Genomic DNA, 26,043 nt, shown 5'->3' on the forward strand with positions numbered 1-26,043 from the left:
AAATAGAAATTGAAAAATGGAAGATAAAAGTAACGCTCAAGGGTCATACGATGAGGTTTTGATAGAAGACGGATTCTATGTGCTAAAGTTTCAGAATGAGGAGGATAGGATGGTACAGTATACCCGTGATATCAATAAGCGGTTCATACAGTTTCACTTCTGTCTTAAGGGAAGCGGAGCCTATAATTTTAATCAAGGAAATTATAGTCTAGATGTTAAGGAAGAGAATTCTTTACTGTTGTATAACACCCAATTAGACCTTCCTTTAAATTTGGACCTTAATCCAAAATCCTCATTGGTTTCTGTGGTGATGACCTTACGAAAATTTCACTCCCTCTTTACGGCAGAGGCAGATTATATTCCGTTTTTAAGTGCAGATAACAAAGAAAAAAAGTACTATGCACAAGAACCTTTTTCACCCTCTATAGCCGTTATATTAAGTCAGATCGTGAATTATAATCTACATCCTTCTATAAAATCGTTGTACGTAAAAGGTAAGATTTATGAATTGATTGCCTTGTACTTTAATAGAAGTCCCAATGCAGATATTGAACAGTGCCCGTATTTGGCAGATGAGGAAAACGTAAAGAAAATCAAGAAAGCCAAAGAAATTATTTTGGCAAATATGGCCGAACCACCAACATTGGCAGAACTGTCAAGTGAAGTAGGTCTGAGTTTAAAACGCTTAAAAGAAGGTTTTAAACAAATTTATGGAGATTCTGTATACAGCTTTTTATTTGATCATAAGATGGATTATGCAAAGCGGTTATTAGAAACCGGTCAGTATAATGTGAATGAAATAGGGTTAAGGGTTGGGTATAGCACCTCTAGTCACTTTATTGCGGCGTTTAAGAAAAAGTACAATACAACACCTAAAAAATACTTGTTGGCCTTGGCGGGTGGTACTGCTTAAAGAGGTCTTGCCACCATAATACCTGTATTGCTTTTAATTCCTTTTAAGTAATCTGCTAAAGGTTTTTTTGATACTTCAACCTCCATAGACCCGGTTGATGCATGTAGTAAGTGAATTCTACCATCTTTTTCTCTGGTGGCAATACCCGTATGGGTAACATCTAAACCGTTAATGGAAGTTGCTAAAGCAATAATATCACCGGTTTGTATTAAATGTTCGTTGGCTGCAATATCATCTTGGGCCAGTACACAAATAGCCTGATTATTTAAATAGTTCTCTGAAGCTTTAATTTTTGAGAAATTGACATCATCTGCCAAGAAGGGATATAAATCTCGGTGTGTACTCATAAAATTGATATCCTTCGTGATTGCTGCGCCACCAATTTCACCGGTAATATCTTTAAGAAGCCCTTTTTCGGCATTGTTGGCAATCCACTCAGAGAAATAATGAAGGCGAGAGGCATATCCGTCTAAAGCACCATCTTTATATCGTATAATTTCAAGATTTTTTAAATAAGCGTCAAAGGACATTTCTTGCTGACGGAGCAGAAGGGAAAAAGCAAGCACATTCTCAACAAATGTGGTGCAGTCCAACCCTTGTAGATTTACTACTAAAGTTTCTGTATCGCCAATTTCTAAGGTTTTGGCAACATACGGAGTTTGCATAAACGACTTACCAATGTTTACCATAGTTGTGCCAAAATCACCCTGATACATTCCGTCGATTTCAACTAGTTTGCTTTCTACAGCCGTGCTGTCTTTTGGGGAGCAGGTGATTTGTTGGGCTTGAACTGAAATGCACCCACAAAGAAAAAGAATCAAGAATATATGTTTCATTAAGCTAAATTATGAATTGTTATTTTCTTCCGTAGATTTTTCCAATAAAACCCTGTTCTTGGCAATACTCTCAGGATAATTTTTCTGTAAAAAGGTAATGAGCTTTTCACGAACATGAACACGTAGGTCCCAAGCAGTGGGCGAGTCCTTAGCACTCATAAGGGCTCTTATTTCTACACAATTTTGTTTGCTATCGGTTACTTGAAGTACATTAACCTCTTTGTCCCATAAATCTGTGCTTTTTAAAATCTTGGTCAGTTCTTCACGCAAGGCATCAAAAGGGACAGTATAGTCGGTATAAAGAAATACGGTTCCTAAAATATCAGATGAGGTTTTGGTCCAGTTTTGAAATGGTTTTTCAATAAAGTACGTGGTGGGCACGATCAACCTTCGCTTGTCCCAAATTTTTACCACAACATAGGTCAATGTTATTTCCTCAATTCGTCCCCATTCACCTTCTACGATGACCACATCATCAATTTTTATAGGTTGCGCAATGGCAATTTGAATACCAGCTAACACGGTACCTATCATTTTTTGTGCTGAAAAACCTATAATAATACCAGCAACACCTGCAGAGGCAAAAATACTGACACCCAGCTCACGTATACTTTCAAAGCTCATAAGAACTGCGCCAATGGCCAATATAATGATGGTAAAAATAAATATACGTTCCAGTATGTTGAACTGTGTGTAGATTTTTCGGGCTTTCAAATTATTTTCTACGTGAACATCATAGTTACTGACAATTACAGTTTTTATAATCTTTAATAAATTGAGCAACAACCAGGTTAAAGATGCAATAAAGAGAATAGTACTTGTTTTCTTAAACCAGTAATCATGCTCTTCTAATTGTAATAAAGTTCGTATAGACTCCGATCGCAACCAAATCGAGAATATGATCAAGAAAATGGGTCTACTAATTTTTTTGAATGCTCCGTTTGGTAGTAGATATTTAGGGTCTTTACCATATTTTTTGATGAAAAAGGAAATGACCCAATAGGCAATTAGAACGCCAAGGGTAGAAGCTATAAAGAAGTAAAGTGCACTTTTTGGTACCGTATCAAAAAAAGTATTCATATAAAATGGGTTATAGATCTCTATGCTCTACAACTTACTAAAACAAAATAACACTAAAAATTTATTGGCCTGTTATTAGTTTGCTTTATGGAAGTATAGAAAAACTATTGTCAAAAATTAAAATATCATCTATGTTCAAGTGTTATTTTTGCATTTGAAAAATAAACACATACGCTATGAAAGGAGTTTTATTGGTTAATTTAGGTTCGCCTGATAGTCCTACCCCAAAAGATGTTAAGCCTTATTTAGATGAATTTTTAATGGATGAGCGCGTTATAGATGCGCCCAAATGGCTAAGAACAATTTTGGTAAGGGGAATTATTTTACAGACCAGACCAAAAAAATCTGCTGAGGCCTATGCTAAAATTTGGTGGGAAGAAGGTTCTCCTTTAATAGTAATCTCTGAACGATTTACCAATAAATTAAAGACAGAGACCAAAATGCCAGTTGCCTTGGGTATGCGCTATGGCACCATGACCATTAAAAACGCCATGCAAGAATTAAAGGATAAAGGTGTGGATGATGTGCTTTTAGTACCACTTTACCCTCATTATGCCATGTCTAGTTTTGAAACGGTAGTGGTAAAGGTACTTGAAGAGCAAGAAGCTTCATTTCCTGGAATGAAAATAACTACCTTGCCTGCTTTCTATAAACATCCGGAGTTTATCAAAGTGTTATCGGAAAGTATTAAAGACGGGCTGGAAGGCTTTGATTACGACCACGTTTTATTCTCTTACCACGGTATTCCAGAACGCCATATCCGTAAGAACGATCCAACCAGTTTTCACTGTAAAATAGATGGTACATGTTGTAATGTTAATTCCGTAGCTCATAATACCTGTTATAGACACCAAGTTTATGACACAACCAAAATGGTCAAGGAATATTTAGGGTTACAAGATGAACAAGTGAGTACTTCTTTTCAGTCGCGTTTGGCGGGTGACCCATGGCTAAAGCCTTATACCGATTATGAGTTTGAACGATTGGCGAAAGAAGGCAAGAAGAAATTAGCTGTTATTACTCCCGCTTTCGTGAGCGATTGTCTTGAAACTTTGGAAGAAATTGCCATGGAAGGCAAAGAACAGTTTTTAGAAGCTGGTGGAGCGGACTACAAACATATACCTTGTATGAACGATAATGATGCTTGGGTAAAGGTCATGGCCAAATGGGTCAATGATTGGGAAGAGACCAATAAGTTAGATGTTGCTCCAAGCACATAAATTTTAATAACTCTAAGAAAATCACCGCTATGAAAATCGAAGAAATAGAAATTATATTAGAGCCTTTAAGAGAGCAATTAAGAAATCATGTCCTTTATAACAAATTAAAGTCTGTTGAGGATATCCAAATATTCATGGAAAGCCATGTATATGCCGTATGGGATTTTATGTCGCTCTTGAAAGCGTTACAAATTAACCTTACCTGCACAACATTACCGTGGAAACCGGTAAAGAATACAAATACCGCTCGGTTTATTAATGAGATTGTTTTGGAAGAAGAAACAGACGTAAACGAATTGGGAGCATTAAAAAGTCACTATGAAATGTACTTGGATGCTATGGTAGAAGTAGGTGCGGATACTAGTAAAATAACTGATTTCCTAAGTAAAATTGATTCGCTTGATACGGTTTTAGCAACAATTGGTAATGCCAATTTAAATGATGCCGTACAATCATTTTTGTCATTTACTTTTAAAACGATACAAACGCAAGAACCACATAAAATTGCAGCTGCATTTACTTTTGGTAGGGAAGATTTAATACCTGATATGTTCTTGAAAATTGTAGATCAGGCTGGTGATAATGCATACCCTAAATTAGAATACTACTTAAGAAGACATATAGAATTGGATGGGGATGAACACGGTCCGCTTTCATTAAAAATGATTCAAGAATTGTGTGGTGATAATGAAGCCAAATGGCACGAAGTATTGGAATGTTCTGAAAAGGCATTAAAAGAGCGCATTAATTTGTGGGATCATATAGCAGATTCAATTGTTAAGAACCAAGCATCAGTAGTGTAGCGCCATTATTTCTTCTTAGAATGAAAAATTAAAAGTTAAAACTCAATGCAATGGCAAACGTTTCCGCAGAACAATTAGGAACGGAATCAATATCTAGTTTGCTTATAAAACAAGCATTGCCTGCCAGTATCGGTATTTTGGTAATGTCACTCAATGTTCTAGTAGATTCTATCTTCGTTGGTAATTGGATAGGGTCCATTGCTATTGCAGCTATAAACGTAGTTTTACCCATTTCTTTTTTTATAGGAGCTTTAGGTATGGCCATTGGTATTGGCGGTGCCAGTATTATTTCAAGAGCCTTAGGTGCAGGAAATAAAGAGAAGGCATTACGCACTTTTGGCAATCAAATTTCATTTACCATTTTGATCACCATAACAATGGTTGCCGTAGGGCTTACTTTTGTAGATACCCTAATCCCTGCATTTGGCGGTAAGGGCTCTATTTTTGAGTTGGCTAAAATCTATTATGTTATTGTACTGTATGGTGTCCCTTTCTTGGGTCTTAATATGATGGGCAACAATGTGATCCGATCGGAAGGCAAACCCAAATTTGCCATGATCGCCATGATAATTCCGTCAATTGGGAATTTGATTTTGGATTATTTGCTTATTAACGTGATGGATTACGGTATGGAAGGGGCCGCTTGGGCCACAACCATAAGTTACTTGCTATGTTTTCTATACATCGTTTATTTCTTTCTGTCCCATAATTCAGAATTAAAACTGAGTCCAAAATATGTACGCATCAAGTTTTCAATAATCAAGGAAATAAGCACACTTGGGATGGTGACCCTTTCTCGACAGGCTGTAGTGAGCGTAATTTATCTATTGATGAATAATATTCTTTTTGATTTGGGAGGTGAGGCAATGGTAGCGGTATATGCAATTATTGGTAGAATGTTAATGTTCGCCCTTTTTCCGGTATTCGGTGTTACACAAGGCTTTTTGCCTATTGCAGGGTTTAATTATGGTGCTGAAAAGTATGATAGGGTAAAAGAATCTATATACACAGCTATAAAATATGCGGCAATATTGGCAACAATCGTTTTCGCCGGACTCATGATTTTTCCTGCTGAAATAGCCGGACTCTTTTTAAGCCATAAACCAAATATGAGCGAATTGGAATTGGCAACCAATGCATTTGTTTTGGAGAATACCCCTTCTGCCATGCGATGGGTATTTGCCGCTACACCCATTATTGCCTTACAGCTTATTGGTGCGGCATACTTTCAAGCCATAGGTAAAGCTGTGCCGGCATTGTTATTGACCTTATGTCGACAAGGGTTCTTCTTTATTCCCTTAATACTGGTCCTACCAAATTTTCTAGGCGAACTAGGTGTTTGGATTTCCTTCCCCATTGCAGATGTACTTGCAACCATTGTTACGGGGTATTTTTTAAGGAAAGAGGTTAATGAAACATTGATACACCGATAGAGAAATTGATTTTAAAAGATAAATTTCTAAGGTATTTTGTTTGTTTTTGAACTTAAGGATCGCTTCTGTTGTAAATACCTAGTATTAGGTATGTTAGGTTTGCATATAAAATGTTAAATTGTTGATTGAACACATTTACATTTATGATATGAGAACACTTATTTTTATTGCGCTATTAGTTGGCTTTGTTGCAATAGGTCAAGATAAACCGAGAACAGGTTTACTTTTCGATGATGAAGCTTATATGAAAACTCCCATTAAGGCACAAAATGTGGCTTTTCAAGATGTAGTTACGGAAACTACAAACGCATCCATCAAACAATTTGCACCAACCATAAAGAATCAAGGCGGTTATGGTACTTGTGTGGGTTGGGCAAGTGCTTATTATGGTAGAACAATTATTGAATCAAGATTAAATAATGAACTAGATACGGTAGAAATAAACAAAAATGCTTTTTCTCCTGTTTTTACGTATTTAAATGCAAATGTTGAGGGTGATTACAATTGCCAAGGTGGTGCTTTTATTGGGAAAGCAATGGAAACCATGGTAAATAAGGGCGTGCCTTATTATAAAGATTTTAATGTGATGTGCGAAACAGAAATATCTAATGATCTTTTAAAGTTGGCAGAAGAACATAAAATAAAAGATTTCGCTAGGTTATTTGGATCTGATGAACCCGCTGAAGAAAAAGTAGATAATGTAAAACGTTCTTTAATAAATGGGAATCCCGTAGTAATTGGTTTTAAAGTAGAAGAATCATTTTATAGTGCAAAAACAGTATTCGAACCTGATAATTTAGGTTCGGACGGTGGTCACGCTATGTGTGTTGTAGGTTTTGATGATGACAAGTACGGTGGGTCGTTTGAAGTGATAAATAGTTGGGGGCCTTCTTGGGGTAACAATGGTTATATGTGGATTAGATATAGGGATTTTCCAAATTATACGCGGTACGCTTTTGAAATGATACCATTTCTTTCAAAACCTGAAGAGAAAAAAATGTTAGCAGGGGAATTGGAGTTATTTTTACAAGATGGCAGTCCTATGGAAATAACCAAAGGAAAAGGAACATATGAAGGTTCAGTGTTTGGTTTTCAAGATGTAGTGGTTGAAGAAGATGAAGAAAGTATTGGCGATTATGCAACTAAACTAAGCTACCCTACAAATACCCGTTATAGGATTAATACAAAAATTGATCAGCCGGCATATGTATATGTTTTAGGTTGGGATTCTGACAATGAGGGTTCATTGCTTTTCCCTCAAAACGACTCAATTAGCTCTTATATAAATTCTGATAAAGAAGAGGTAATTATACCACCCTTGGCGAAATCAGGTAAGAGACAATTTTTTCGTTTAAATAAAGAAGTTGAATCAGATTTTACGATTGTTATTTTTTCTTTGGAAAAAATTGACTTACCGGATATTAAAAGACAATTGGAGACGATGGATGGGGAACTAATGGATAAACTCTATGTTATTTTTGATGATGAACTAATTGATAAAGAGAATATAGAGCTTAATGAAGAAAATATGGGTTTTAAGGCCGAATTTGATAAAGGTTCAATGGCAATGATGATATTGGACATAAAAAGATCCTAACTATGTTGAAGCTCCGAATTCTACTTTTAACACTGTTAGCAATTATATCCTGTAATTGCCAGAATACTGTGAAGAAAAGTCCGGTACAAAAAGAAATAATAGAGGATAAGTATGTTTTGGCATTTTTAGGAGAGAAGAATTATGAAATTTTATCTAGTGTACAAGAAGTGATAAGGTTTAAGATTAAGAAGCATTTATTAGAAGGCACTACAAATGAGTATTCAAATAAATTAATTATTCAAGATACACTAACCAATTCTAAAAGAGATGATTTAATAAAACAATTATTAAATGATACTTCTTATAATTGGACGGCAGTCACAAAGACAAAAGACTTTGAGCCTACGCACCAGGTTTTATTAAAAAGTAATAATGGTCGATTGAATTTGTTAATTGACAAAGAATTTAAAAATGTTGGTTTCATCAATTTAGAAGGGCAAAAAATGGTGGTCGTAACAAAAGAATTTTCTTTGTTCTTAAGCAACATGTAAATCGAAACAAACATCTAATCCTTACAATTTGATAAAGTCTGTAATACGGAATTTACGTGGTGGAATAAGTTTTTTGTTAATGAAAGAAGCTTTTTTCTGTATGCTTTTTTCTTTCCTAATTCTAGGTGTTGTATTGTTGATAGGTCTTAATCTTAGTTTCTTTAGTCCTTTTAAAAACGCTTTTAAGGATTTTAGTTATTTAGATCTGTATCATGCGGAAAAATTAGATGATAATGATTTTCATATAAACCAGGATATTATTCTAGTTAATATAGATAGATTAAACAGAAAAGAGATTGCCGAGGTTTTAGATAAATTACAACAGTTTCAACCAAAAATCATTGGTATTGATATCATTTTTAAGGATAAAAAGGATCCTATATGGGATAATTATTTAGCGGGTAAGTTAAAGGATGAATCTTTGGTATTTGCCTATTCTATTATTGGGTCAAATGAAGTAAACACAGATAGTACACTTCATAAAATTGATGATAATAAAGGGTATGCAAACTTTAACTTTAACAAAGAGACAATAGTTATTAGAAATTTTCAAGGTGTTCGGAAATTAGAAAATAAAACTTTGACTTCCTTCCCTGTTATGATAGCGAAAAACTATATGGGAGATAGTTGGTATTGTAATAACGAAATTTTTCTTGAAAAAGAAATTCCTATTCAATACACAGGAAGAAGGGATGAGTTTTTAATATTGGAAAGTAGGGATCTTCTTGGAAAAGAAGCAATTCCTTTTATAAAGGACAAAATTGTTTTGGTAGGGTATTTAGGAAATGAGATGGCATACAAATATGATATTGAGGATAAACATTATACTCCAATGAATCCCAAGTTTGTAGGTAAATCTCCTCCAGACACATTTGGTTTGGTCATACATGCAAATATTGTTCAAATGCTAATAGATGGTAATTATATTAAAGTAGTACCAAATTGGGTTTTGGGATTACTAACCATAGTATTGACATTTTTTTCATTAGCATACTTTATTTATTTAGGAAAGAAGCAGTTAGCCAGCTATGTATTGAGGTTGAATTTGGTTCAACTTCTGTTTACAATTTTCTTTGTTTGGCTATCATTATATTTTTTTAAAAATGGAATTTTATTTAAAATAACCACTATAACTGCGGTTGTGGTATTTAGTATGGGTTTAATAGGGTATTATAGAAAATTGGCACATTATTTATATAAAAGATTTAAATGGCAAGGTTATTTTTTTCACGATTAGTAGGTTGTTTTATTCTATTTGTTTTGGGCTTTAACTACGGTTTTGCCCAAAAGAATTATTTTGTTTTTAAAAAAATGGGAAGACCTGTTTTTAACATAAACGATCCGGTTTTAAGGGGTAGTGTTTTTGATGATTCTGATGTGTTAAAACTACACAAAAAAGACACCGTTTATTTAGTTGATGAATTAGGTGAATTATTTGAGCTAAAAGAACCTAAGGAGTATGAATACAGTTCAATAGTAGAATATAGAAAAAAAGAAAATATAGATTCTTTTACAAAAAAGTACTTTTCCTATGTTTGGAAACAGTTTACCAACCAACAAAAAACAAGACAAAGACCAGGCGTTGTGTACAGGGAAGACCGCAACATAAAGCTATTATCCCCTATTGATAGTGTAAAATATTATCTCCCGGAGATAACATTTAAGTGGAAGAATAATACCGATAGCACTAAAGTATTTTTCCATTTAGAAGATCAGTTAACCAAGCATATCTTTAAAATAGGTCTTACTGGTAATGAAATTCATTTATATAGAGATCATTTGATTTTAGAAAATGGGCATAAATATAAATGGGCGGTTACTAAAGAACCATATCCTAATTTTAAAGAAGTTAAGTTTAATAGTTTTGAATTGTTGGATAAAGCCGAATACCTTGTATTAAAAGAGAAAATGGAAACCCTGACCATAGCTTTAAAGTTATTAGGTTTTTCTGATGAGGATATAAAAACAGCTATTTGTTTGGACTATAAATTTTGTGAAAACTGATATTGATATATAAATGGCAAAAAATAAAAAGAAGAAAAAGAAATTAGGGAAGTGGGTATTATTCCGTGATGGGTTGATAAATACGATACTATCTTTAGTTGTTTGCTATTTGTTGTCTCTTTTGTTTTTGAATATTACCTTTTTTAACCCTTTAACTAAAGCCTTACAAGATTTTAGTTTTTTAGATGTGTATTATTCTGAACGTTTAAATGCTGATCCCAACATTGAACCTAATATTTTATTGATCAACATAGAGCATAAGACCAGAAATGAAATTGGTCTAATGTTAAAGGAAGTATTGAAAGCAAAGCCTAAAGTAGTTGGATTTGATGTAGTTTTAAAGGAGTTCAGAAAGACGGCCGAAGATAGTTTACTGGCTAGCTATCTGGATAATAAAAGGGTTGTAAATTCTTTCGTGATTGATAAAGAAGAATTTATTTCGAATCATTCTTTTTTCAGTGGAAGTAATGATATTGGATTTGTGAATTTTAATTTTAATAATCAAAATTCGGTAATTAGAAAGTTTGACAGCGAAATAAAGCAGCACAACAAAATCTATAAATCATTCTCTTTACAAATTGCCAAGAAGTATTTGAATAACCATAAATGGAAAAATTTAAACATTGACAAGAAACTAATAAATAGTAGTGTAATTAATTATAAGGGAAATCTAGAGAAATTCCTATGTTTTTCAATTGATGAATTTATGCTTTTAAAGGATAAAAGCATAGTAGAAAATAAAATAGTTCTTGTTGGTTATTTAGGTACCCCAACTGGTAATGTTTTTGATGTTGAGGATAAACATTTTACTCCATTGAATGAAATTACTTCCGGTAAAAGTATACCAGACATGTATGGTTTGGTAATACATGCCAACATAATAGCCATGATATTGAACAACAGTTTTATGTTTGAAGTAGGTAATGGTTGGATATTTTTTCTGATGTTTTTCTTTAGCCTTTTAGCAAGTATTTATTTTATATGGCTAACCAGACGATTAAAAATTAGTTATAGAACCGCAAGAAAAGCGGTGTTGTTTGTTTTTGCTATTTTACTAGTATGGTTTACGTTGGTTTTGTTTAAGAAAGGAATAGTCATAAAATCTGCTCCTATCATTGCGGTAACCGTATTTAGTGCCGGTTTTATAAAGTTTTATAAACATCTTGTGAGGTGGATGAATACCAAATTGAAATTTAAGTCTTATTTGAAGTAATTCATTTTATTTTAATCTCGCTACATTTACAATTTGAGATGTAAATTTGGAATCGTTTTCTAATATGGTATAAAAGCTTTTGATGTATTCTTTAGCTTTTTCATGACTTTTTTTGTCTTCAAAATGTATTTTAAGGCTTTCTATAAGGTTATCTATTTCTGAGCGTTTGTCTAGAAATAATTGACGTACTTCTTGAAATAATTTTTCGTCCCTTTTAAAGCCTCTGTAAGCACGTTGTTGCACATTAGCTATATCTAATGTAGTATTTTGAACGTTGGACACTACGGCATAGCTGGCGTTCACTAAGCCGGACATGTCAAAATCATAAGGTAACGGAATTGTTTTGCCTTCTTTAAAAAGTAATTTTTGGTTGTGTTGGTACGCTGTGGAGAAATCTGTGTTGCCGATCATAAACTGAAAAAAAGCATTTGTAATTGAAGCTATTTCAGCTTGATTTAATGGGTGAACAAAACGTTTTAATACTTGGGCGCCGTGTCTTTTTGCAACAACCTTATCATCTTCTATTAGTATCGCCTTTAAGTGATATGTTTTTGGTTTTTTTGCTGCATAAGCCTCTTCGTTTTCATACAAATTAGAATTCTGAAGTTCTTTTGGTATAAATGAAGCTAATGGATGTATTTCAGATTTCTCGCCTCTTGTATCTACATATTCAATAGACGCTAAGCGAGTTCTAAAATGAGTATTAGAAAGTAACTCATAAATTTTATACGCTAAATATTCCTTTAATACATCGTCATTACCTCTATTCTGCAATAAGCACGGTAATACTATTTTAAGTTTTTTATGACCTTTAAATGGGGTGTTGTTTGAAGATGATTTTTTGATGTTCATTTTCAAAGGCGGAAAATAACAATTTGCCCTTCTAAAATTTCCTCGTGCATTTAAATATACCGGTATGGTGTCCCAACTTGTGTCGGTTTTGTATATTAAATCTGTGTAGACGGCATTGTTTTTATCTGTTTGTTTTTTTACCTGTTTGTTAGGGTATTGAAGTTTAAGGGTTATCGGTTCATTGTTTAAAAAAAAAAGTTCTTTGGTTTGAGCTTGAGCATAAGTGATGACATTATAAATAAATGCTATTAAAATAATTACTTGTTTCAATATAGACTTATTTCTATCGATCACTGCTTTTTTAAAATTGACTGAACTTAAGAATACTAGATGCCGAATTTTCACCGTCTTTAGATACTACCAATAAATAATAATCTTTATTTGGATCAAAATTAAGAATGGTAAAAGTTACGGTAGTACTGGTCAAATCAGTTGACATTCCCGAATTATTAGTTGGACTTATATTTTCTTCTGGACTCCAATAAACATCATATTTAAGATTTCCATCATTGTCCAAGTCTCCACCTTGCCATTCAAATTTTACATCCATTGAATTAGTTCCGGGAAAAAATTCCGGAGCGTTAAAAAATACAGCTAATGGTACATTATTATTATTCTCTTCGGCTATAGGTGTTCTAAAATTTCTTTTATCACTTGAAGCTTGTGTACTTGTAATTTGCCATTCGTAGGCTTCATTATAATTTACATCATATTTAAATTCATAAAAACCATCTTGATTTGTTTCAAAATCGGTTATATCTATTTCAATATCATTTAATAACAAGGTAAAGGAAGTTAGTTCACCTTGGGGCTTCCAAGAAAAAGGGATGGTAATAGTATTATCATTTGGCACGCCCTCCTCACATTTAGAATTTGGTTCTGGGTATTCAAGAATTATGGCAAATTTTGATGCTTCAAATTCACCGGAACAGCTGTAATGAACAAAGCAGCAGAGAGCTATTAAACCTATTATCAACTTTTTCATTTTCATTTTTTTAAAAATTTGAATTCAATTTTGCTCTTGTTCTCAGAAATCATTCTACAGAAGTACATTCCTTTTTGGACGCTAGAAACATCTAGGTTTATAATGTTAGATTCATTGTTATTAGTATTGGTGTAAACCAAACGCCCATGCATGTCAAAAATTTCTACCTGATAGGCTCCTGTAAAATCTTTATTTAAGATATTTATTGAATTATATGTGGGATTTGGATAAATGGTGAAATCGTTTAACAATACCTTTTTTTCAATAGTACCAAGGCATAAAGTTTCACCTGAAATGGAAATCGTATTCAACCCTTCCTCTAGAGTTATATCTAAATTATTTTCTTTAATGTCGTTAAACTCAAATTGGTAATTGGTTCCATTAAGCTTAACATTGTATTTAGTACTTCCCGAAACAATGAAATTGCCAACTTTTGTTTTAAGGTTGACACCTTGTTCTTCAACAGCTATCCCTTGTAATTCAGCTACTTCAATAATATAGGTAGGTGGTAAAGTATTTGCGGGTATGGTTGTATTTAAATTTTGATTAAAACTCAATGAGATTTCATATTTGCCTATAGATAGATTTTCGAATATTAATTTGAAATTTTCTGAATCATTTCTGTCGATTTTTTTGGTCTCATTATAGTTGATATTATCTAAGCCGTTAATGGAAACATCGAATACGAAAAAAGAGGCGTTACTAATTTCAATTGAACCTTTTTGATCGCTACCGGGACATCGAGGGTTTTTTGCTAGTACTGTTATAGTTCTAGGGTCAAACGTTGTCGCGTCTGATGTAGAGCTTATTAAAATTACTTCTGCATCTTCTTGACCTATAGGATTGTAATTAACACCTGAATCTAGCTGGAGGTAAAGACTTTCATTATTTTCATCAATATTGTCTTCAAGTGCCTTGATAAATATACTTTTGGTTTTATCTAAATTTGCTTTAAAGGTAACTTTTCTATTTTCTGGTGATATTATGGTTTCTTTGTCTTCCAAATAGATTAAATAATCTTCATTTTCAGTTACATTCAATTCATTTGTTAAGCCAGAGATTTTAAACTCAACTTCTATATCCGTAACAGGGATTGTATTTAATTCAATTATAACCTCTGCAAAATCATTGTCATCGGCTTCTCTTGATAAGTTATCATTGCCAGTCCTAATACTAGCTGTGTACTCAGCCAAATCTTCACTTTCAATGGTGATTTGAGCTTGATTATTCACGTTTTTTATCCCGTAAGATTCACCTGATAATATTTTTATTGTAACATTTTCATCTGACTCAAATTTGTCATCATTTACAGGTGCAACTGTAATTGAGCCTGACTGTTCCTGGAAAGGAATGGTAATAGTTCCAATTCCCGTATTGTAATCTAAGCCTGCAATAGTATAATCTTCACCTGGTATGGCATCGCCATCATTTAAAATGATCTCATAATTGACTTTAATATCTCCACCAGTAGAATTTGGTGCATCTAGTTCAGCAGTAAATCTTGCATTTTTTATAGGGCTTTCAGTTGCAATTTGTTCATTTGGTTCACTATAAATGGTAACAGGTACAACATCAACTATAAAAATCTGAAAGAATGAAGCTGAAAATCCATCTCCATCTGGGTCTTCTATAGTATAATTAGCGTTGTTGTCAGTTGTAAAACTCAATCCAAAACTTTCACCATAATCTCTAAGGCTTGACCCTGAGTCTGAAATTTCATTATTATTGTCATCCAAAAGAAACTGCAGTTGAAATTGGTTGTCAAAAGGGAGGTCGTCTGGTTTTACTGTACCATTCAAAACATCATCTGGATCAATTTTTTGAAAATCTTGTTCCGTAACATCACCACTATAACCTACATTAAAATCATATGTAATTCCTGTAGGAACTCCTTTTTCAGCCTTAAACTGAATACTTAGTTGTTTTCCTTCTTCAATAGTATAGGCTCTACAGCAGTTTGATTCAAACTCTAGGTCTCCTGTTATTAGCTTTAAATCGCCATCTGGATCGGCTATAGCGGTGACATAAAAGATTCCTTCGGAATCAATTATTTCGGCAAATATGGTTTCTGTTGTAATACTAAATTCTGTAGAACTTGTAGGATTGTCAATAGTTAACGCATATGATTCCCGTTCACTATCGGTGTCCGTATTTAAATCTAACACTAAACTTCCTTCGCTTTCCCCTTCATCAATTTCAATCATGATAGTAGTTTCGGCTAATGTTGTACTATCGAACAAAGCAAAATCTGATTCTTCAGCACTTGATAGTTCCATCGTTACTGGAAATAAAATACTATCGCCAGTATTATTGACCCAAGGATTGCCCTGAGAATCTGTTAATGTTATTGTGAAAATATCACTTAAACCTTCGTAACCCCCAGAATTGTCAAATTCTACGGTGATAATATCGGAAACTTCAGGAACTACATTTTTGATTGTTAGCTCAAATGATACACTGCCGTCATCATTTAAGTTGTTTGAATTCCAACTATAAATATTTGAAGGGTCTGGACTAAAGTTGATTATCAATGTTTCATCTTCTTCTGCTTGCGTATCAGAATTGATTAAAAAGGAGAAAGACCCATCGCTATTGGCAGTGCTCTGAACATTAAAATTTTTAGGATTATCATCTAACATAAAATCCTCACCAGGCACAGCATCACTCCCAGAAATATTGTAAAATACAGAATAGTCATAATTGTCTGTCGCCGGCGAAAGCGCCTTAAGATCAATTGAAAATTCTTGACCCTCGTTAATTTCAATGGAAGTGATATTGCTTATTTCTGTACCGTTAATCCTTGGGGTTAATACAATTTCAAAGGGTTCAGATTCTAATAGTGGAGCATCATCAATGGCAACTTCAAAATTTAAACTTCCGTCTGATTCTGTTTCAGAATTATCCCAAACATAATTTTCTAAAAGTTTTAAGTTAATTTGAATAATATCGCCTTCATCTGGAGCATTGTCCGCTATAGTATTAAAGGTAATTACGTTATCAGGTTCAACTGTGTTTGTTATTGTAAAATCGGCATTGCCAAAACCATCATTTTCAAAATAATTTTCAATACTAAAATCTTCTGGACTCCCTATTGTTACCATTTTAAACCTGACATTATCATTATTTAGATTGGTGTCAACGGCATTAAATTCTAATGTAAATTCGTTTCCTTCCTGTACTGAAAAATCTGGTAAAGCACCAGCACCATTTATGGAAGCCGATATAGGTATGACCGCAATGTTCTCAAGAGATATTTCAAAGGTTAAACTGCCATCAGAATTTGCATTTTCCCATTCATAATTACCTGTAGGTTTTGGTAGTGTTATCACTAAATTCTCATTCTCATTTACATCTGCATCTTTTAAAATATTGAATCTGATATTATCAAAAAGGTCACCGTTAAAATCAAATCTGATCTCCCATGGATCAAACCCGTCTATTGAATAATCAGATTCAGTAGCCGAACCACTTAAATCATGTTCTATTTCTAAAATATTATTGGCAAAAGCTTCTGAAAATGCTTCAAATCTTATAGCAAATGAACTGCCTTCTTCTACAGAGTAATTTGGCGATTGTCCTGCGTCTACTAAATAGGCATTTATTTGTAAAACCTCAGGTGCTGCACAATTAAGACTATAACCAGCAGAACTGTCTTTATGCCATCCTAAAGGTTCATTGGGTCTATCGGGACAATCTCCCGAGGTCTTGTTGTTGGCAGCAGTCATATCATTGACCTGAATACAGGTTAAAGGATTGTTACAGATAAACAGTTTCTCCAATTGGTTAATAGGGATAGTGGAAATATCAAGACTTTCCAAGTCATTGTTGTCCAAAAATATTTCACGTAAGGAGGTATTTTGGGAAAGATCTATGGTAGTTAGATTATTATCTGCCATGCCCAAAAATTCAAGTTGTGTATTATTGGAAATATCTAAAGTTTGAAATGCGGACAAATAACCGAAGAATAACGTTAATGCCGTATTCTGACTTAAATCGATTTCTGTTAAATTGGTATTTCTAGCGACATTTAAACTCGTTATGTTTATATTTTGGGTTACATCAATTGAATTTAAATTATTGTTTTCTAAGCTTAATGACAATAAATTGGTGTTGTTGCCAATATCCAAGGATACAATTGAATTGTTATTTACATTTAGTGTCTGTAAAGCAGTAAAATTTTCAATACCAGAGAGACTGGAAATGCCTAAGTTCTGCATGTCAAGGGTTATTACGTTTTGAATATCGGATGTCAAAACTCGTCCATTTAATATTCCTTGACTATCTATGCCTTGTGCTATCAAATAACCTTCAAATGCCATGTCCGGTATTGTTGTATAGGTTTCTCCGCTACAATTCTCGCTGTAATTGGTGCTTGCTTCTTTTTGCCAACCAGCCTGGCTATTTGCATTCGCCAAACTGCTGACCTCAATACAGATTAGACCAGTGTTTCCCCTAGTATCAAAAGTTAAAAGATTGCCATCAACTCCTGAAATATTTAATGCACTTATATTTGGGTTGTTAGATAGGGTAAGCTTGCCAAGATTTGCCTTATTTCCCATAGATATTGTGGTGAGATTATTGTCTGTAATATCTAATTCTTGAATGGCACTGTTGGAAGAAAAATCTACGTTCGTTAAACTATTGAAGTTTAGGCCTACGGTTTGTAAATTAACCAGACCGTTGATCAGTAATGTTTCCATATCATTGTTCCAGGCCCGTAATTCTCGTAATAAGGTATTTTGGGTCAGATCAAGATCGATGATATTATTGCCTTCTATTCTTAAGATTTCAAGATTTGTAAAAAATTCAATTCCATTAATATTTAGCAACCCTAATCCTGGAGGGTTATTCACTAAATTAACGCTTCCCGAAAGATTAAGAGAAGTAGTTGAAAGGGCATCTGAAAGGAGAATTCTACCATCTGAAACTCCTTCACTATCTATACCTTGCGCAATAAGTTCGTTCTCAAAAGCTGTATCAACGGATACATATTGCCCTTGCCCTAAATAGAAGCATAAAAGACAAATTGCAAACAGTAATTTCATTTTCATTTTTCTGTAATTTAAATGCTAAAACTTTTATCTAAAAACATCTTGAAACAGCGGTAGGTTAAGCCCAAAATATAAATGCTTCATATTACCATCAATAATAAAATTGCTCAATGAAGCCGATCCAATTGTAATTGGTCCAAAGCGGACACCAATACCTGCAGAAACATCACTTGAATTTTGTTCATAGGCAATAGGTAAATACACACTAAATTTTTGAGTTTCGTATCTTGGCGTAAGTGTAATAAGGTCTAGTCTACTATTAGTATATAAGTCTTCTTGTTTGGTTAAAGATTTTATATAATTTAAATTTATATAGTAGTTCTTATCATTAAATAGTATATAATCTACACCTATATTTAAAGAGCGGGGCAGTGCAAAAGTGACCTCGCCTTGTTGGGGATTTGATGTAATATCAGGACTTTGCCTTAATGCTTCTACTAAACCATTATCGGCAATTTCACTGTTTTCAATAGAAGTTGGTACGGTAGAGAACAAGCTGTCCTGTTGTATGGTATTGGAATAGGTAATACTTCCTATGTCCAGAACGGAAGCACTGATTTTTACTTTATAGGTATTCACGGCTCCGGCATTACTACGTACATCTACCCGGTTGGTCTCCCTAGGGCGCCATTCATAGACCATACCTAAATCACCACCATAACCTGATCCACTATTACTAAATCCTCCAAAAGCATGTGAATAGAATCTTTCAGGATTGTTCTGTAAATTATCTCCTGCTGTATTTAAATATGTTAGATCTACCGAAGTAAAATCTACTTCGCCCAAAGTACCGGAGGTGTAGTTACCTGTTAAGGTGCCTCTTGCCTCAACTGCCTTATTTCCCAATAAATATTTTGCGGTACCCCCTATTTTAATAAAATGATAATTAGCGTTTAGTAGAACGAAGGCATAGTTTAACCCAATTTCTTTCCATTGTTGTGTGGTGTTATTGAAAGAGGAATTAAATTCGCCTCCTCCTTCCGCGTTTTCAAGACCACTGTATAAATGGTCAAAGAATTGACCGTTGAAATTGGAATAGTCAGAAAAACTTCTTGATCGAAGAATTAGACCTACGGCGTGGTTATCATTTATGTTGTATAGAACAGAGGGGAGCATAACGTCAGAATCGGAAACCATAAAATTGAAATTTGATGATTCATCTATATGTTCTTCAAAATTCAACCCGTTAAATCCCGTTGGATTGCTCTCAATATTAAAATAATCAATAGCACCAAAATCTGAAATTCCCAATTGATTATAGGATATTGCATTTACGTGCCATCTGTATTTTGATTGTGCAGTATTTGCAGGATTGGTAACTGACCCATAGATTCCATTATAATTGTCAAAACTAAACCCATGACCTATTTGAGAATAAATACTGATTGGTATTATTAATGTAAATAGAATAATCTGTAATGGATTGATTCTCATTTTGTTGTGGTTGGTTTGGTGGTTTATTTATTACGTGGGGGATTTTTAAAAGTATTAAAAGAAATTAATCCATATTGTGATTTTAATTTAATTTCATCGAATAAATCGTGATTTTACCGATTAAATCAAATATAGACTTGATTTAAATGATAGAAAATACCTTTTAATGGGTATTTTATTGATTATTTCCTGTTGGTCAGCCTGTTATAGTGACTGAAAAATATAAGAGTATTTAAACTTCTATCTGTTAAAGGGAAGTAGTAATCAAATTAATATTAGATAATTCTCTTTCTTGGTAAATAGTTTTATCTTCTTTAGGAAGATCACTTTCTAAAATGGTTATGGTTTTCTTAATTTTATATGGAAGTAGAATTTGCTCTACGGTTTGATATTCATTTATGATCGATTCTGTTTTTCTAGTCAAAGATGATTTTATTTGACCACGCTTATAGAACGATATTTTTTCTGTTTCTTCAATTGCGTTCAATAACCCTGTGTAAGTACTATAGTAGTGTCTTTTGGTCAAAATAATACGTTTCCCTCGTTTATTTAAATTACCAATTTCAGTGGTTACTTGGGGGAACTCAATGGTAAAACACTCTTCATCATTAATAATTTTTCGTCTTCTATAATCGGTTATTTCCGGATTTGATATCCATGAAAAATCATCAAAATAATAAAATATACTAGGTCTTATTTTTTGTTTAAAATCATAGGTATCTTGATTTGCTGTTGTACCTATTTTTGGAGCTCCTTGATTCCATTTTTCTTCGTCTAAATACTTATAGGAAAGAGAGTCGCTATTCACAATTAGATATTCTTCCGGATCACTAAAATTTCTAGAAATGACTCTTGTTTTGTTAGAACTAAGCTCATATTCATATGCATATTCCTTTGGTTTTTGCCCTAGCCTAGTTCCAATTTTTTCGGTGATTACTTCTTTAAACTGAATCTGTTTTACCTGCCCCATATTTTTAAGACCTCCCATACTTTTAAAATAGCGGGTAAATATAAGTTCTGGGTTTATATCCCGGTCCGAAGTGTTTTCATTTAACACAATGTTTTTAGTAGGATTATTAACGTTCATCCAACCGGTTTTTACAGCTTCAAGGCGTTTGGCTTTTCCAGGGTGCGTTCTACTGTCTTCTATAAGCGTATAATTATCGAACATGCTTTGAGCTTCTTCTAAAGTGCTTCCCATCATAGCCATAGTTTTGCCTGCAAAACGATCAGCGTCAATTTCCCATCTTGGATTACTGCCTTTTTTGTTTAATGCATGGTATAGTAAAAAATGGCCCACTTCATGTGCCAAAACGCCAATTGAGGCCCAATCTGTTTTGGATGATTTATCCATGCTATTTAACCATTTTGGATCGTAAAGAATATATGGCTGTGAATTGCCGCTTTTATCTTGCTCTATTGTTGCTATTGCATTGTTTATCTTGGCACATTTTCTTAGCTTAAACACTTTCTTTAATTGCATTTGTGCCATCATTTGATCTACAATTAGTTCAGCTTCTGGGTCGGCCATCTCACTTTGATAGCCAAAACAGAGTTCATCTATATCTTCGGTTACTATATCTTGTTGAAAACCTTGTGCATTTAAATCGATAGCCAGAAATACTATAAATATGATGGTGCCTAGTTGTTTCATTTATAAGCGTTTGTCTCTACAAAATAAGATTTTTTTATTAATTGTTAATCCTTGACATAATATTCCGTATAACTTTCTTCCACAATACCATCACCATTGTTATCTTCTTCATCAAATATTATGGTTAACTCCGTATTGGTAACGGTAAAGCGTTCAATAGAAATAATTTCTCCATTTGGGTAGATGTTTTGATCTACAATCACACCGTTTTCTAAATATTCGTAAGACTGTGCCACTAATACTAGGGTGTTTGTTGAAGTATCATAACTCCAATTTCCGCTTTCTATTTCTACAATGGTATCGGCTGGCCCTTCCGGTCCTTGTTGCTTATCCAACTCAGTTAAAGAGCTGACAAATGTTCCATCTAGTTTAAACTCTAAAGTTAACTCTGTTATCGTGTAACATGAATTTTCATTAGGTGCATCATCACAGTATTCCTTATTATGTTCTACAATTTCTAAGTCATCTTCAGACAATTCTTCGTACTTAGCAAAATTCCATACCCCAATAAGTTCATCGTTTCCTTCAAGATTTTCATCTATAACGTCTAAAAGAAACTGTTCTGCTTGTAAAATCACATCTGCTCCAATCTGTGATTTTAAAGTTTCTGCCTTGCTTATTAAACTTTGAATATCCATAATGCTAGAATTAATACAGTCACTAATGTTACCATCTGCAGCACAAGATGCTAGCGCTGATATTTCAGGGAGTACAAGTGACTGATTTGAAAGTTGGGTGCAATACGCATCTTCAAGAACAGATAGATTACAACACGGGAACATATCTCTATAAATATCGTTACATTCTTTGGCGGTTAAGTTTAAAGCCTGAAACTTAATATTGTTGTCTTCCTTTATTTTACACCAGCTATCTAAAGCCCAGGTTTTACCGTTTGCCATTGAAAGTAATGGAGTTTGTAACTTTGAACAGTCCGCTTCCTTTTTTGTTAGTATAGACTTGTTGGTAAATGAGGTGTCAGAAACATCAATATCTTCTATAAATACAGTCTCCTGGTTTACTTGCATAATTGCAATATCAAGATTGGTGTTTTCATCTTTAAAATTATATATGACCAGTACATTTTCAGATGTATACATCTTTGATGGTAAACCTGTTTCCAAATTTATTTCTATAATAGTACTGTTTTCGCCATCTGATAAGATTATTTGTTCAAATACACCGTCTAAATCTTGGTCTATTGTCGTAGCTGTTGCACCGTTTTGATTAAATAATACATAAGGAGTTTTTGCATCATTGGTCTCCATTATAGCTGTACCATTGAATAAAAGTTCTGCTCCACTTGGTGTTTCTGGAGTAGATGGTTCCGTTGGCGTTTCTATGGACTCTTCTGTGTCTTCTTTTAAAGGCTCAACATAATTGCCGTCATCTGGTGAAGAGCAAGCTAAAGTAATACTTAACAGAAAGATGCATATTAATGATTTGTTCATAATTGAGAGGTTTTAATTTTTCTTTTATGGAATTTGGATATTTTAAGACCAACATAGACATTTGCTAAGTTTGCCTGTTTGGAAATGTTACTGAAAATAGTGCTTGAACCAACGAACAAAGGGCCTAGTCTAATACCGGCACCTAAAGCTGTTTTTCCTAAGTTACCGGTAGAAACCGGTAGGTACGCACCAAAAATGCGTGTTTCATATCTAGGTGTAAAGGTGATAAGGTTTATACGGTTGTTATTGAAATAGGCATTTTTTTCTACTAAATTTTGATTTACATTGAGGTTTAAATAAAACTTGTTGTGAAGATTATAATCAATATTTAAATGCATAGAGGTAGGTAGTGATACTTTAAAGCTTTCATTGTATTTGTTCTGTGATGCATTATTGTCTAATGTTTCTATAAAATCTTCCTCTAGTTCTTGGGCACTTACGTTTCCATTTATAATGTAGTCTGTAATTTGACCGTTGTCGTAGGCAATACTGCCAATATCTATAATTGATAACCCAATTTTAAGCTTGTATTGGTTAAACCCTCTTGGATTATTAGCATTAGAATCTGCTATCGATGAATTAGACCTGTATTCGTACACAAAACCAAAATCGGCACCTATGCCCGATGAAAGCTCATTAAAGTAATCGACTGAGTCTTGTTCGTCACTATAGCTAATAGCGTAAGTAAAATCACCTGTTAATGCTACTTGATTATTTGTGTTGTCGTAATTTCCAGCCAATGAGTTTGATATGCCTTGTACTGCTCCTCCGCCAATAAGATATTTTATGGTTGTGCCACCTTTAAAAAGGTTGTGGGTGTTACTGAATAATACTCTACCATATGAAATTCCTATTTCTGCCCAGGCATGTGTTGTAAAATCTAAATTTTCTTGTTGAAAATTAAAATTGTTAGCTGGAAAGCCTTCATAGATACCCTCAAATAATTCTCCATTTACATTATTGAAATTACTCTCTATTCTTAATCTTGAAATTAATCCAACACTACTTTTTTCATTCAATGAAAAAATAAATGAAGGACCTAAAATTTCAGCATTAAAAACAATTTCATTTTTGTTAGAAGGAAATTTTTCTGAACCCTCAAAGCCGTCATCACCAAGAATTTTATTAAGGTTTTCTAAGGTTAGGTTAGCGTAATCTGTTGCCAATATGCTTCCAACAGAAAGTACACTTACTTCCGATTTTGTTCTGGAATCAGCAAGAGCGCCTGGGTTGTTTAATATTGCATGAATCCCACTGTAGTTATCGGTATCATACCCTACGTAGTTTTGGCTAAGTGCTATTTCACTTGCGAAGACAGTTAAAAGGATTAAGAAGTTTCTCATAATAATTTTAGATTAAACGATAATGTCGATTAATGCCAAAACTATCTGATATTCAAATATGTTAAAATACCCGATTACGGGTATTTTAATAAGGTAGTAAACCTTTTTCAGATTATTCCGTAAGTAGCGTTAGAAACGCTAAAGAATACGAATATGATTTTTATTTTATCACAGTTGATCGCGGTTGCCATATTTCTATTGGTATGGAAATTGAAAGAGTTGATTTCCAATCAAAACACATATATGAAGCTGCTAAAGGAAGAAGTTCCTAAAGCAGCTAAATTGAGAAATTAGGTTAGTTTGCAGGTTGTGCATGTAACAACTCCATTCCGGTAGATGACCTAGGTTTAAAACCTGTCCAGACTTTTTCGTTGGAATCTTCCTGAACTTCTAAAAACTTGGTGTTGTCTTGGTTTTTTAAATGCTTACCTATGAAGGCAGTTACAAAATGCTGGTTTATATTATTCATTTTGCGCTGATCCCAAGATGGCTCTGCGTATCTGTAATATTCATCTATATGTAGACCTGGTGCCAAAGCTTCTGCTGGTGGTGGGTTAGGGGCTACATTATGTCTTGCATTCATATAGGTCAGCAAATAACGGTCGGCATTTACTGCACCCTCGTATATGGCTTTGATTCCCTTTTCATAACCAGAGATATCATCTTGGCTGCCGGCAATAAAAAAAGTAGGGGTTTTTAATCTTTTTAATCCTTCGGCATCCCAAACACCACGTTCCATTCCCCATGGTGCAAATGCTACGATTGCCTTAATTCTAGCATCGGTCATTTTTTCGTAAGCAGCATTTCCGGCTGTATGTACTGAAATAGCAGTGCTGCCACCGGTCATTCCTGTAAAGAATTGTGCCAGACCAGCGCTATAACCGGCCCCGCCAACATTTAATACACCGTAGCCTCCCATGGAGTACCCTATAATTGCGGTATTGTTAGCGTCTACTACACCTTCTAAATTATTTTTAGAGCCTTTTGCACCCATTTTTTCCATTTCATTGATTACAAAACGAATATCCTTTGGTCTGTTCAATAATGTGCTTTGAAATGCATTGGCGTCTTTGAAAGTTGAATCGGTATGATCTATGGCTGCAACGATATACCCTTTAGATGCGAGGTTTTCGGTTAAATAGGTCATTAAGTATCTAGAGCCAACATAACCGTGAGAAACAACAACCAAAGGAAACTTATTTCCGGTCTTTGGTGCGGCATCTCTGTATGCGCGTCCCTTAAAGGTAAATGGAGTTAAAGGTCTTAACGAATCTCCCCTAGTCCCCATGACTTCATCATATACAACGGTTTTAGCATCGTCGCCTACATTGGCAGGATACCAAACTTCAATCGTAATTGGTCTGTCATACGTTGGGTCGTTACCTTCTTTTGAATTTAAAATATCTACTTGGTTGGGGTTAACAAGGTTTACCGTCTTTACACCTACCTTATATTCCCCTTTGGCACTTAGTTCTGGTGCATCTGGTAATTGGTCTCCGTAAAGAAAATCATTGGTTTGGGCATTAACCGTATTTATTGTCAATCCGTTGAATAGAATGGCAATTAACGATGCCGAAAATAATAGCGCTCTAAATTTCATAATTGTTAGTTTTTTGCTCTAAATATAAGAATACTTTAATTGTTCGCATATTTTATTGTTAATGTTACAGAACTGTTTTTTTTTCC

20 protein-coding genes are annotated in these 26,043 nt (G+C 33.9%); 10 read left to right on the plus strand and 10 right to left on the minus strand.

The window, feature by feature from the left end; translation table 11 throughout:
- Positions 1-16: 16 nt before the first annotated feature.
- Positions 17-913 (plus strand): helix-turn-helix transcriptional regulator, encoded by an 897-nt coding sequence (locus B2Z27_RS13380; RefSeq protein ID WP_058104434.1) that lies wholly within the window; start codon positions 17-19, stop codon positions 911-913.
- Here B2Z27_RS13380 and B2Z27_RS13385 read toward each other — a convergent pair.
- Both B2Z27_RS13385 and B2Z27_RS13390 read right to left on the minus strand, forming a co-directional pair.
- The gene (locus B2Z27_RS13385) at positions 910-1,749 is read right to left on the minus strand and encodes an N-acetylmuramoyl-L-alanine amidase-like domain-containing protein (RefSeq protein WP_286814027.1); all 840 of its coding nucleotides are present in this window, start codon (positions 1,747-1,749) and stop codon (positions 910-912) included. The genes B2Z27_RS13380 and B2Z27_RS13385 overlap by 4 nt on opposite strands.
- Positions 1,750-1,758: 9 nt before the next feature.
- Positions 1,759-2,829 (minus strand): mechanosensitive ion channel family protein, encoded by a 1,071-nt coding sequence (locus tag B2Z27_RS13390; protein WP_099190375.1) that lies wholly within the window; start codon positions 2,827-2,829, stop codon positions 1,759-1,761.
- 176 nt (positions 2,830-3,005) lie between these two features.
- Between B2Z27_RS13390 and hemH the strand changes: the two genes are divergently transcribed.
- From hemH to B2Z27_RS13430, 8 genes are all read left to right on the plus strand, one after another.
- On the plus strand, positions 3,006-4,049 hold the full coding sequence (gene hemH, locus B2Z27_RS13395; protein WP_286814028.1) for a ferrochelatase: 1,044 nt from the start codon (positions 3,006-3,008) through the stop codon (positions 4,047-4,049).
- Positions 4,050-4,078: 29 nt separating this feature from the next.
- On the plus strand, positions 4,079-4,852 hold the full coding sequence (locus B2Z27_RS13400; RefSeq protein WP_074671086.1) for a DUF3050 domain-containing protein: 774 nt from the start codon (positions 4,079-4,081) through the stop codon (positions 4,850-4,852).
- Between the two features lie 50 nt (positions 4,853-4,902).
- Positions 4,903-6,285: an MATE family efflux transporter gene (locus B2Z27_RS13405; protein ID WP_286814029.1), complete on the plus strand. Its 1,383-nt coding sequence runs from the start codon at positions 4,903-4,905 to the stop codon at positions 6,283-6,285.
- A 148-nt stretch (positions 6,286-6,433) separates the two neighbouring features.
- Positions 6,434-7,882, plus strand: coding sequence for a C1 family peptidase (locus B2Z27_RS13410; protein WP_286814030.1), 1,449 nt, complete (start codon positions 6,434-6,436; stop codon positions 7,880-7,882).
- A 68-nt stretch (positions 7,883-7,950) separates the two neighbouring features.
- A complete protein-coding gene (locus B2Z27_RS13415; RefSeq protein WP_286814031.1) occupies positions 7,951-8,373 on the plus strand; it encodes a hypothetical protein in 423 nt (140 codons plus the stop codon).
- Between the two features lie 79 nt (positions 8,374-8,452).
- The gene (locus B2Z27_RS13420; RefSeq protein ID WP_286814032.1) at positions 8,453-9,610 is read left to right on the plus strand and encodes a CHASE2 domain-containing protein; all 1,158 of its coding nucleotides are present in this window, start codon (positions 8,453-8,455) and stop codon (positions 9,608-9,610) included.
- Positions 9,583-10,377 carry a hypothetical protein gene (locus B2Z27_RS13425; protein ID WP_286814033.1) on the plus strand — a complete coding sequence of 265 codons (795 nt, stop codon included), beginning with the start codon at positions 9,583-9,585 and terminating at the stop codon, positions 10,375-10,377. Before B2Z27_RS13420 ends, B2Z27_RS13425 begins: the two co-directional genes overlap by 28 nt.
- A gap of 13 nt (positions 10,378-10,390) precedes the next feature.
- Positions 10,391-11,590, plus strand: a complete 1,200-nt coding sequence (locus B2Z27_RS13430) for a CHASE2 domain-containing protein (protein ID WP_286814034.1) — start codon at positions 10,391-10,393, stop codon at positions 11,588-11,590.
- Between the two features lie 6 nt (positions 11,591-11,596).
- Here the strand turns inward: B2Z27_RS13430 and B2Z27_RS13435 are convergent, their stop codons facing one another.
- From B2Z27_RS13435 to B2Z27_RS13465, 7 genes are all read right to left on the minus strand, one after another.
- A complete protein-coding gene (locus B2Z27_RS13435) occupies positions 11,597-12,712 on the minus strand; it encodes a hypothetical protein (RefSeq protein ID WP_286814035.1) in 1,116 nt (371 codons plus the stop codon).
- A gap of 31 nt (positions 12,713-12,743) precedes the next feature.
- Positions 12,744-13,427, minus strand: coding sequence for a hypothetical protein (locus B2Z27_RS13440; protein ID WP_286814036.1), 684 nt, complete (start codon positions 13,425-13,427; stop codon positions 12,744-12,746).
- A 2-nt stretch (positions 13,428-13,429) separates the two neighbouring features.
- The gene (locus tag B2Z27_RS13445; protein ID WP_286814037.1) at positions 13,430-18,478 is read right to left on the minus strand and encodes a T9SS type A sorting domain-containing protein; all 5,049 of its coding nucleotides are present in this window, start codon (positions 18,476-18,478) and stop codon (positions 13,430-13,432) included.
- A 27-nt stretch (positions 18,479-18,505) separates the two neighbouring features.
- On the minus strand, positions 18,506-19,912 hold the full coding sequence (locus B2Z27_RS13450; RefSeq protein WP_286814038.1) for a DUF5723 family protein: 1,407 nt from the start codon (positions 19,910-19,912) through the stop codon (positions 18,506-18,508).
- A 247-nt stretch (positions 19,913-20,159) separates the two neighbouring features.
- A complete protein-coding gene (locus B2Z27_RS13455) occupies positions 20,160-21,566 on the minus strand; it encodes a DUF620 domain-containing protein (RefSeq protein ID WP_286814039.1) in 1,407 nt (468 codons plus the stop codon).
- A 44-nt stretch (positions 21,567-21,610) separates the two neighbouring features.
- Positions 21,611-23,014, minus strand: a complete 1,404-nt coding sequence (locus B2Z27_RS13460; RefSeq protein ID WP_286814040.1) for a hypothetical protein — start codon at positions 23,012-23,014, stop codon at positions 21,611-21,613.
- The gene (locus tag B2Z27_RS13465) at positions 23,011-24,357 is read right to left on the minus strand and encodes a DUF5723 family protein (protein WP_286814041.1); all 1,347 of its coding nucleotides are present in this window, start codon (positions 24,355-24,357) and stop codon (positions 23,011-23,013) included. Before B2Z27_RS13465 ends, B2Z27_RS13460 begins: the two co-directional genes overlap by 4 nt.
- A 153-nt stretch (positions 24,358-24,510) precedes the next feature.
- Here B2Z27_RS13465 and B2Z27_RS13470 point away from each other — a divergent pair, with 153 nt between their 5' ends.
- Positions 24,511-24,651, plus strand: coding sequence for a hypothetical protein (locus B2Z27_RS13470; protein WP_156894553.1), 141 nt, complete (start codon positions 24,511-24,513; stop codon positions 24,649-24,651).
- 1 nt (position 24,652) lies between these two features.
- Here the strand turns inward: B2Z27_RS13470 and B2Z27_RS13475 are convergent, their stop codons facing one another.
- On the minus strand, positions 24,653-25,957 hold the full coding sequence (locus tag B2Z27_RS13475) for an alpha/beta hydrolase family protein (protein ID WP_286814042.1): 1,305 nt from the start codon (positions 25,955-25,957) through the stop codon (positions 24,653-24,655).
- Positions 25,958-26,043 lie beyond the last annotated feature (86 nt).

The sequence above is a fragment of the Maribacter sp. UBA3344 genome (assembly GCF_002362375.1).
Lineage (GTDB): Bacteria > Bacteroidota > Bacteroidia > Flavobacteriales > Flavobacteriaceae > Maribacter > Maribacter dokdonensis.

Bases quoted from the DNA above. Each gene is read 5' to 3' on its own strand.
- B2Z27_RS13420 (WP_286814032.1), top strand. From the start codon at position 8,453: ATGAAAGAAGCTTTTTTCTGTATGCTTTTTTCTTTCCTAATTCTAGGT.
- B2Z27_RS13440 (WP_286814036.1), bottom strand. From the start codon at position 13,427: ATGAAAAAGTTGATAATAGGTTTAATAGCTCTCTGCTGCTTTGTTCAT.
- B2Z27_RS13450 (WP_286814038.1), bottom strand. From the start codon at position 19,912: ATGAGAATCAATCCATTACAGATTATTCTATTTACATTAATAATACCA.
- B2Z27_RS13385 (WP_286814027.1), bottom strand. From the start codon at position 1,749: ATGAAACATATATTCTTGATTCTTTTTCTTTGTGGGTGCATTTCAGTT.
- B2Z27_RS13430 (WP_286814034.1), top strand. From the start codon at position 10,391: ATGGCAAAAAATAAAAAGAAGAAAAAGAAATTAGGGAAGTGGGTATTA.
- B2Z27_RS13400 (WP_074671086.1), top strand. From the start codon at position 4,079: ATGAAAATCGAAGAAATAGAAATTATATTAGAGCCTTTAAGAGAGCAA.
- hemH (WP_286814028.1), top strand. From the start codon at position 3,006: ATGAAAGGAGTTTTATTGGTTAATTTAGGTTCGCCTGATAGTCCTACC.
- B2Z27_RS13445 (WP_286814037.1), bottom strand. From the start codon at position 18,478: ATGAAAATGAAATTACTGTTTGCAATTTGTCTTTTATGCTTCTATTTA.
- B2Z27_RS13455 (WP_286814039.1), bottom strand. From the start codon at position 21,566: ATGAAACAACTAGGCACCATCATATTTATAGTATTTCTGGCTATCGAT.
- B2Z27_RS13410 (WP_286814030.1), top strand. From the start codon at position 6,434: ATGAGAACACTTATTTTTATTGCGCTATTAGTTGGCTTTGTTGCAATA.
- B2Z27_RS13470 (WP_156894553.1), top strand. From the start codon at position 24,511: ATGATTTTTATTTTATCACAGTTGATCGCGGTTGCCATATTTCTATTG.
- B2Z27_RS13390 (WP_099190375.1), bottom strand. From the start codon at position 2,829: ATGAATACTTTTTTTGATACGGTACCAAAAAGTGCACTTTACTTCTTT.
- B2Z27_RS13465 (WP_286814041.1), bottom strand. From the start codon at position 24,357: ATGAGAAACTTCTTAATCCTTTTAACTGTCTTCGCAAGTGAAATAGCA.
- B2Z27_RS13405 (WP_286814029.1), top strand. From the start codon at position 4,903: ATGGCAAACGTTTCCGCAGAACAATTAGGAACGGAATCAATATCTAGT.
- B2Z27_RS13425 (WP_286814033.1), top strand. From the start codon at position 9,583: ATGGCAAGGTTATTTTTTTCACGATTAGTAGGTTGTTTTATTCTATTT.
- B2Z27_RS13380 (WP_058104434.1), top strand. From the start codon at position 17: ATGGAAGATAAAAGTAACGCTCAAGGGTCATACGATGAGGTTTTGATA.
- B2Z27_RS13475 (WP_286814042.1), bottom strand. From the start codon at position 25,957: ATGAAATTTAGAGCGCTATTATTTTCGGCATCGTTAATTGCCATTCTA.
- B2Z27_RS13460 (WP_286814040.1), bottom strand. From the start codon at position 23,014: ATGAACAAATCATTAATATGCATCTTTCTGTTAAGTATTACTTTAGCT.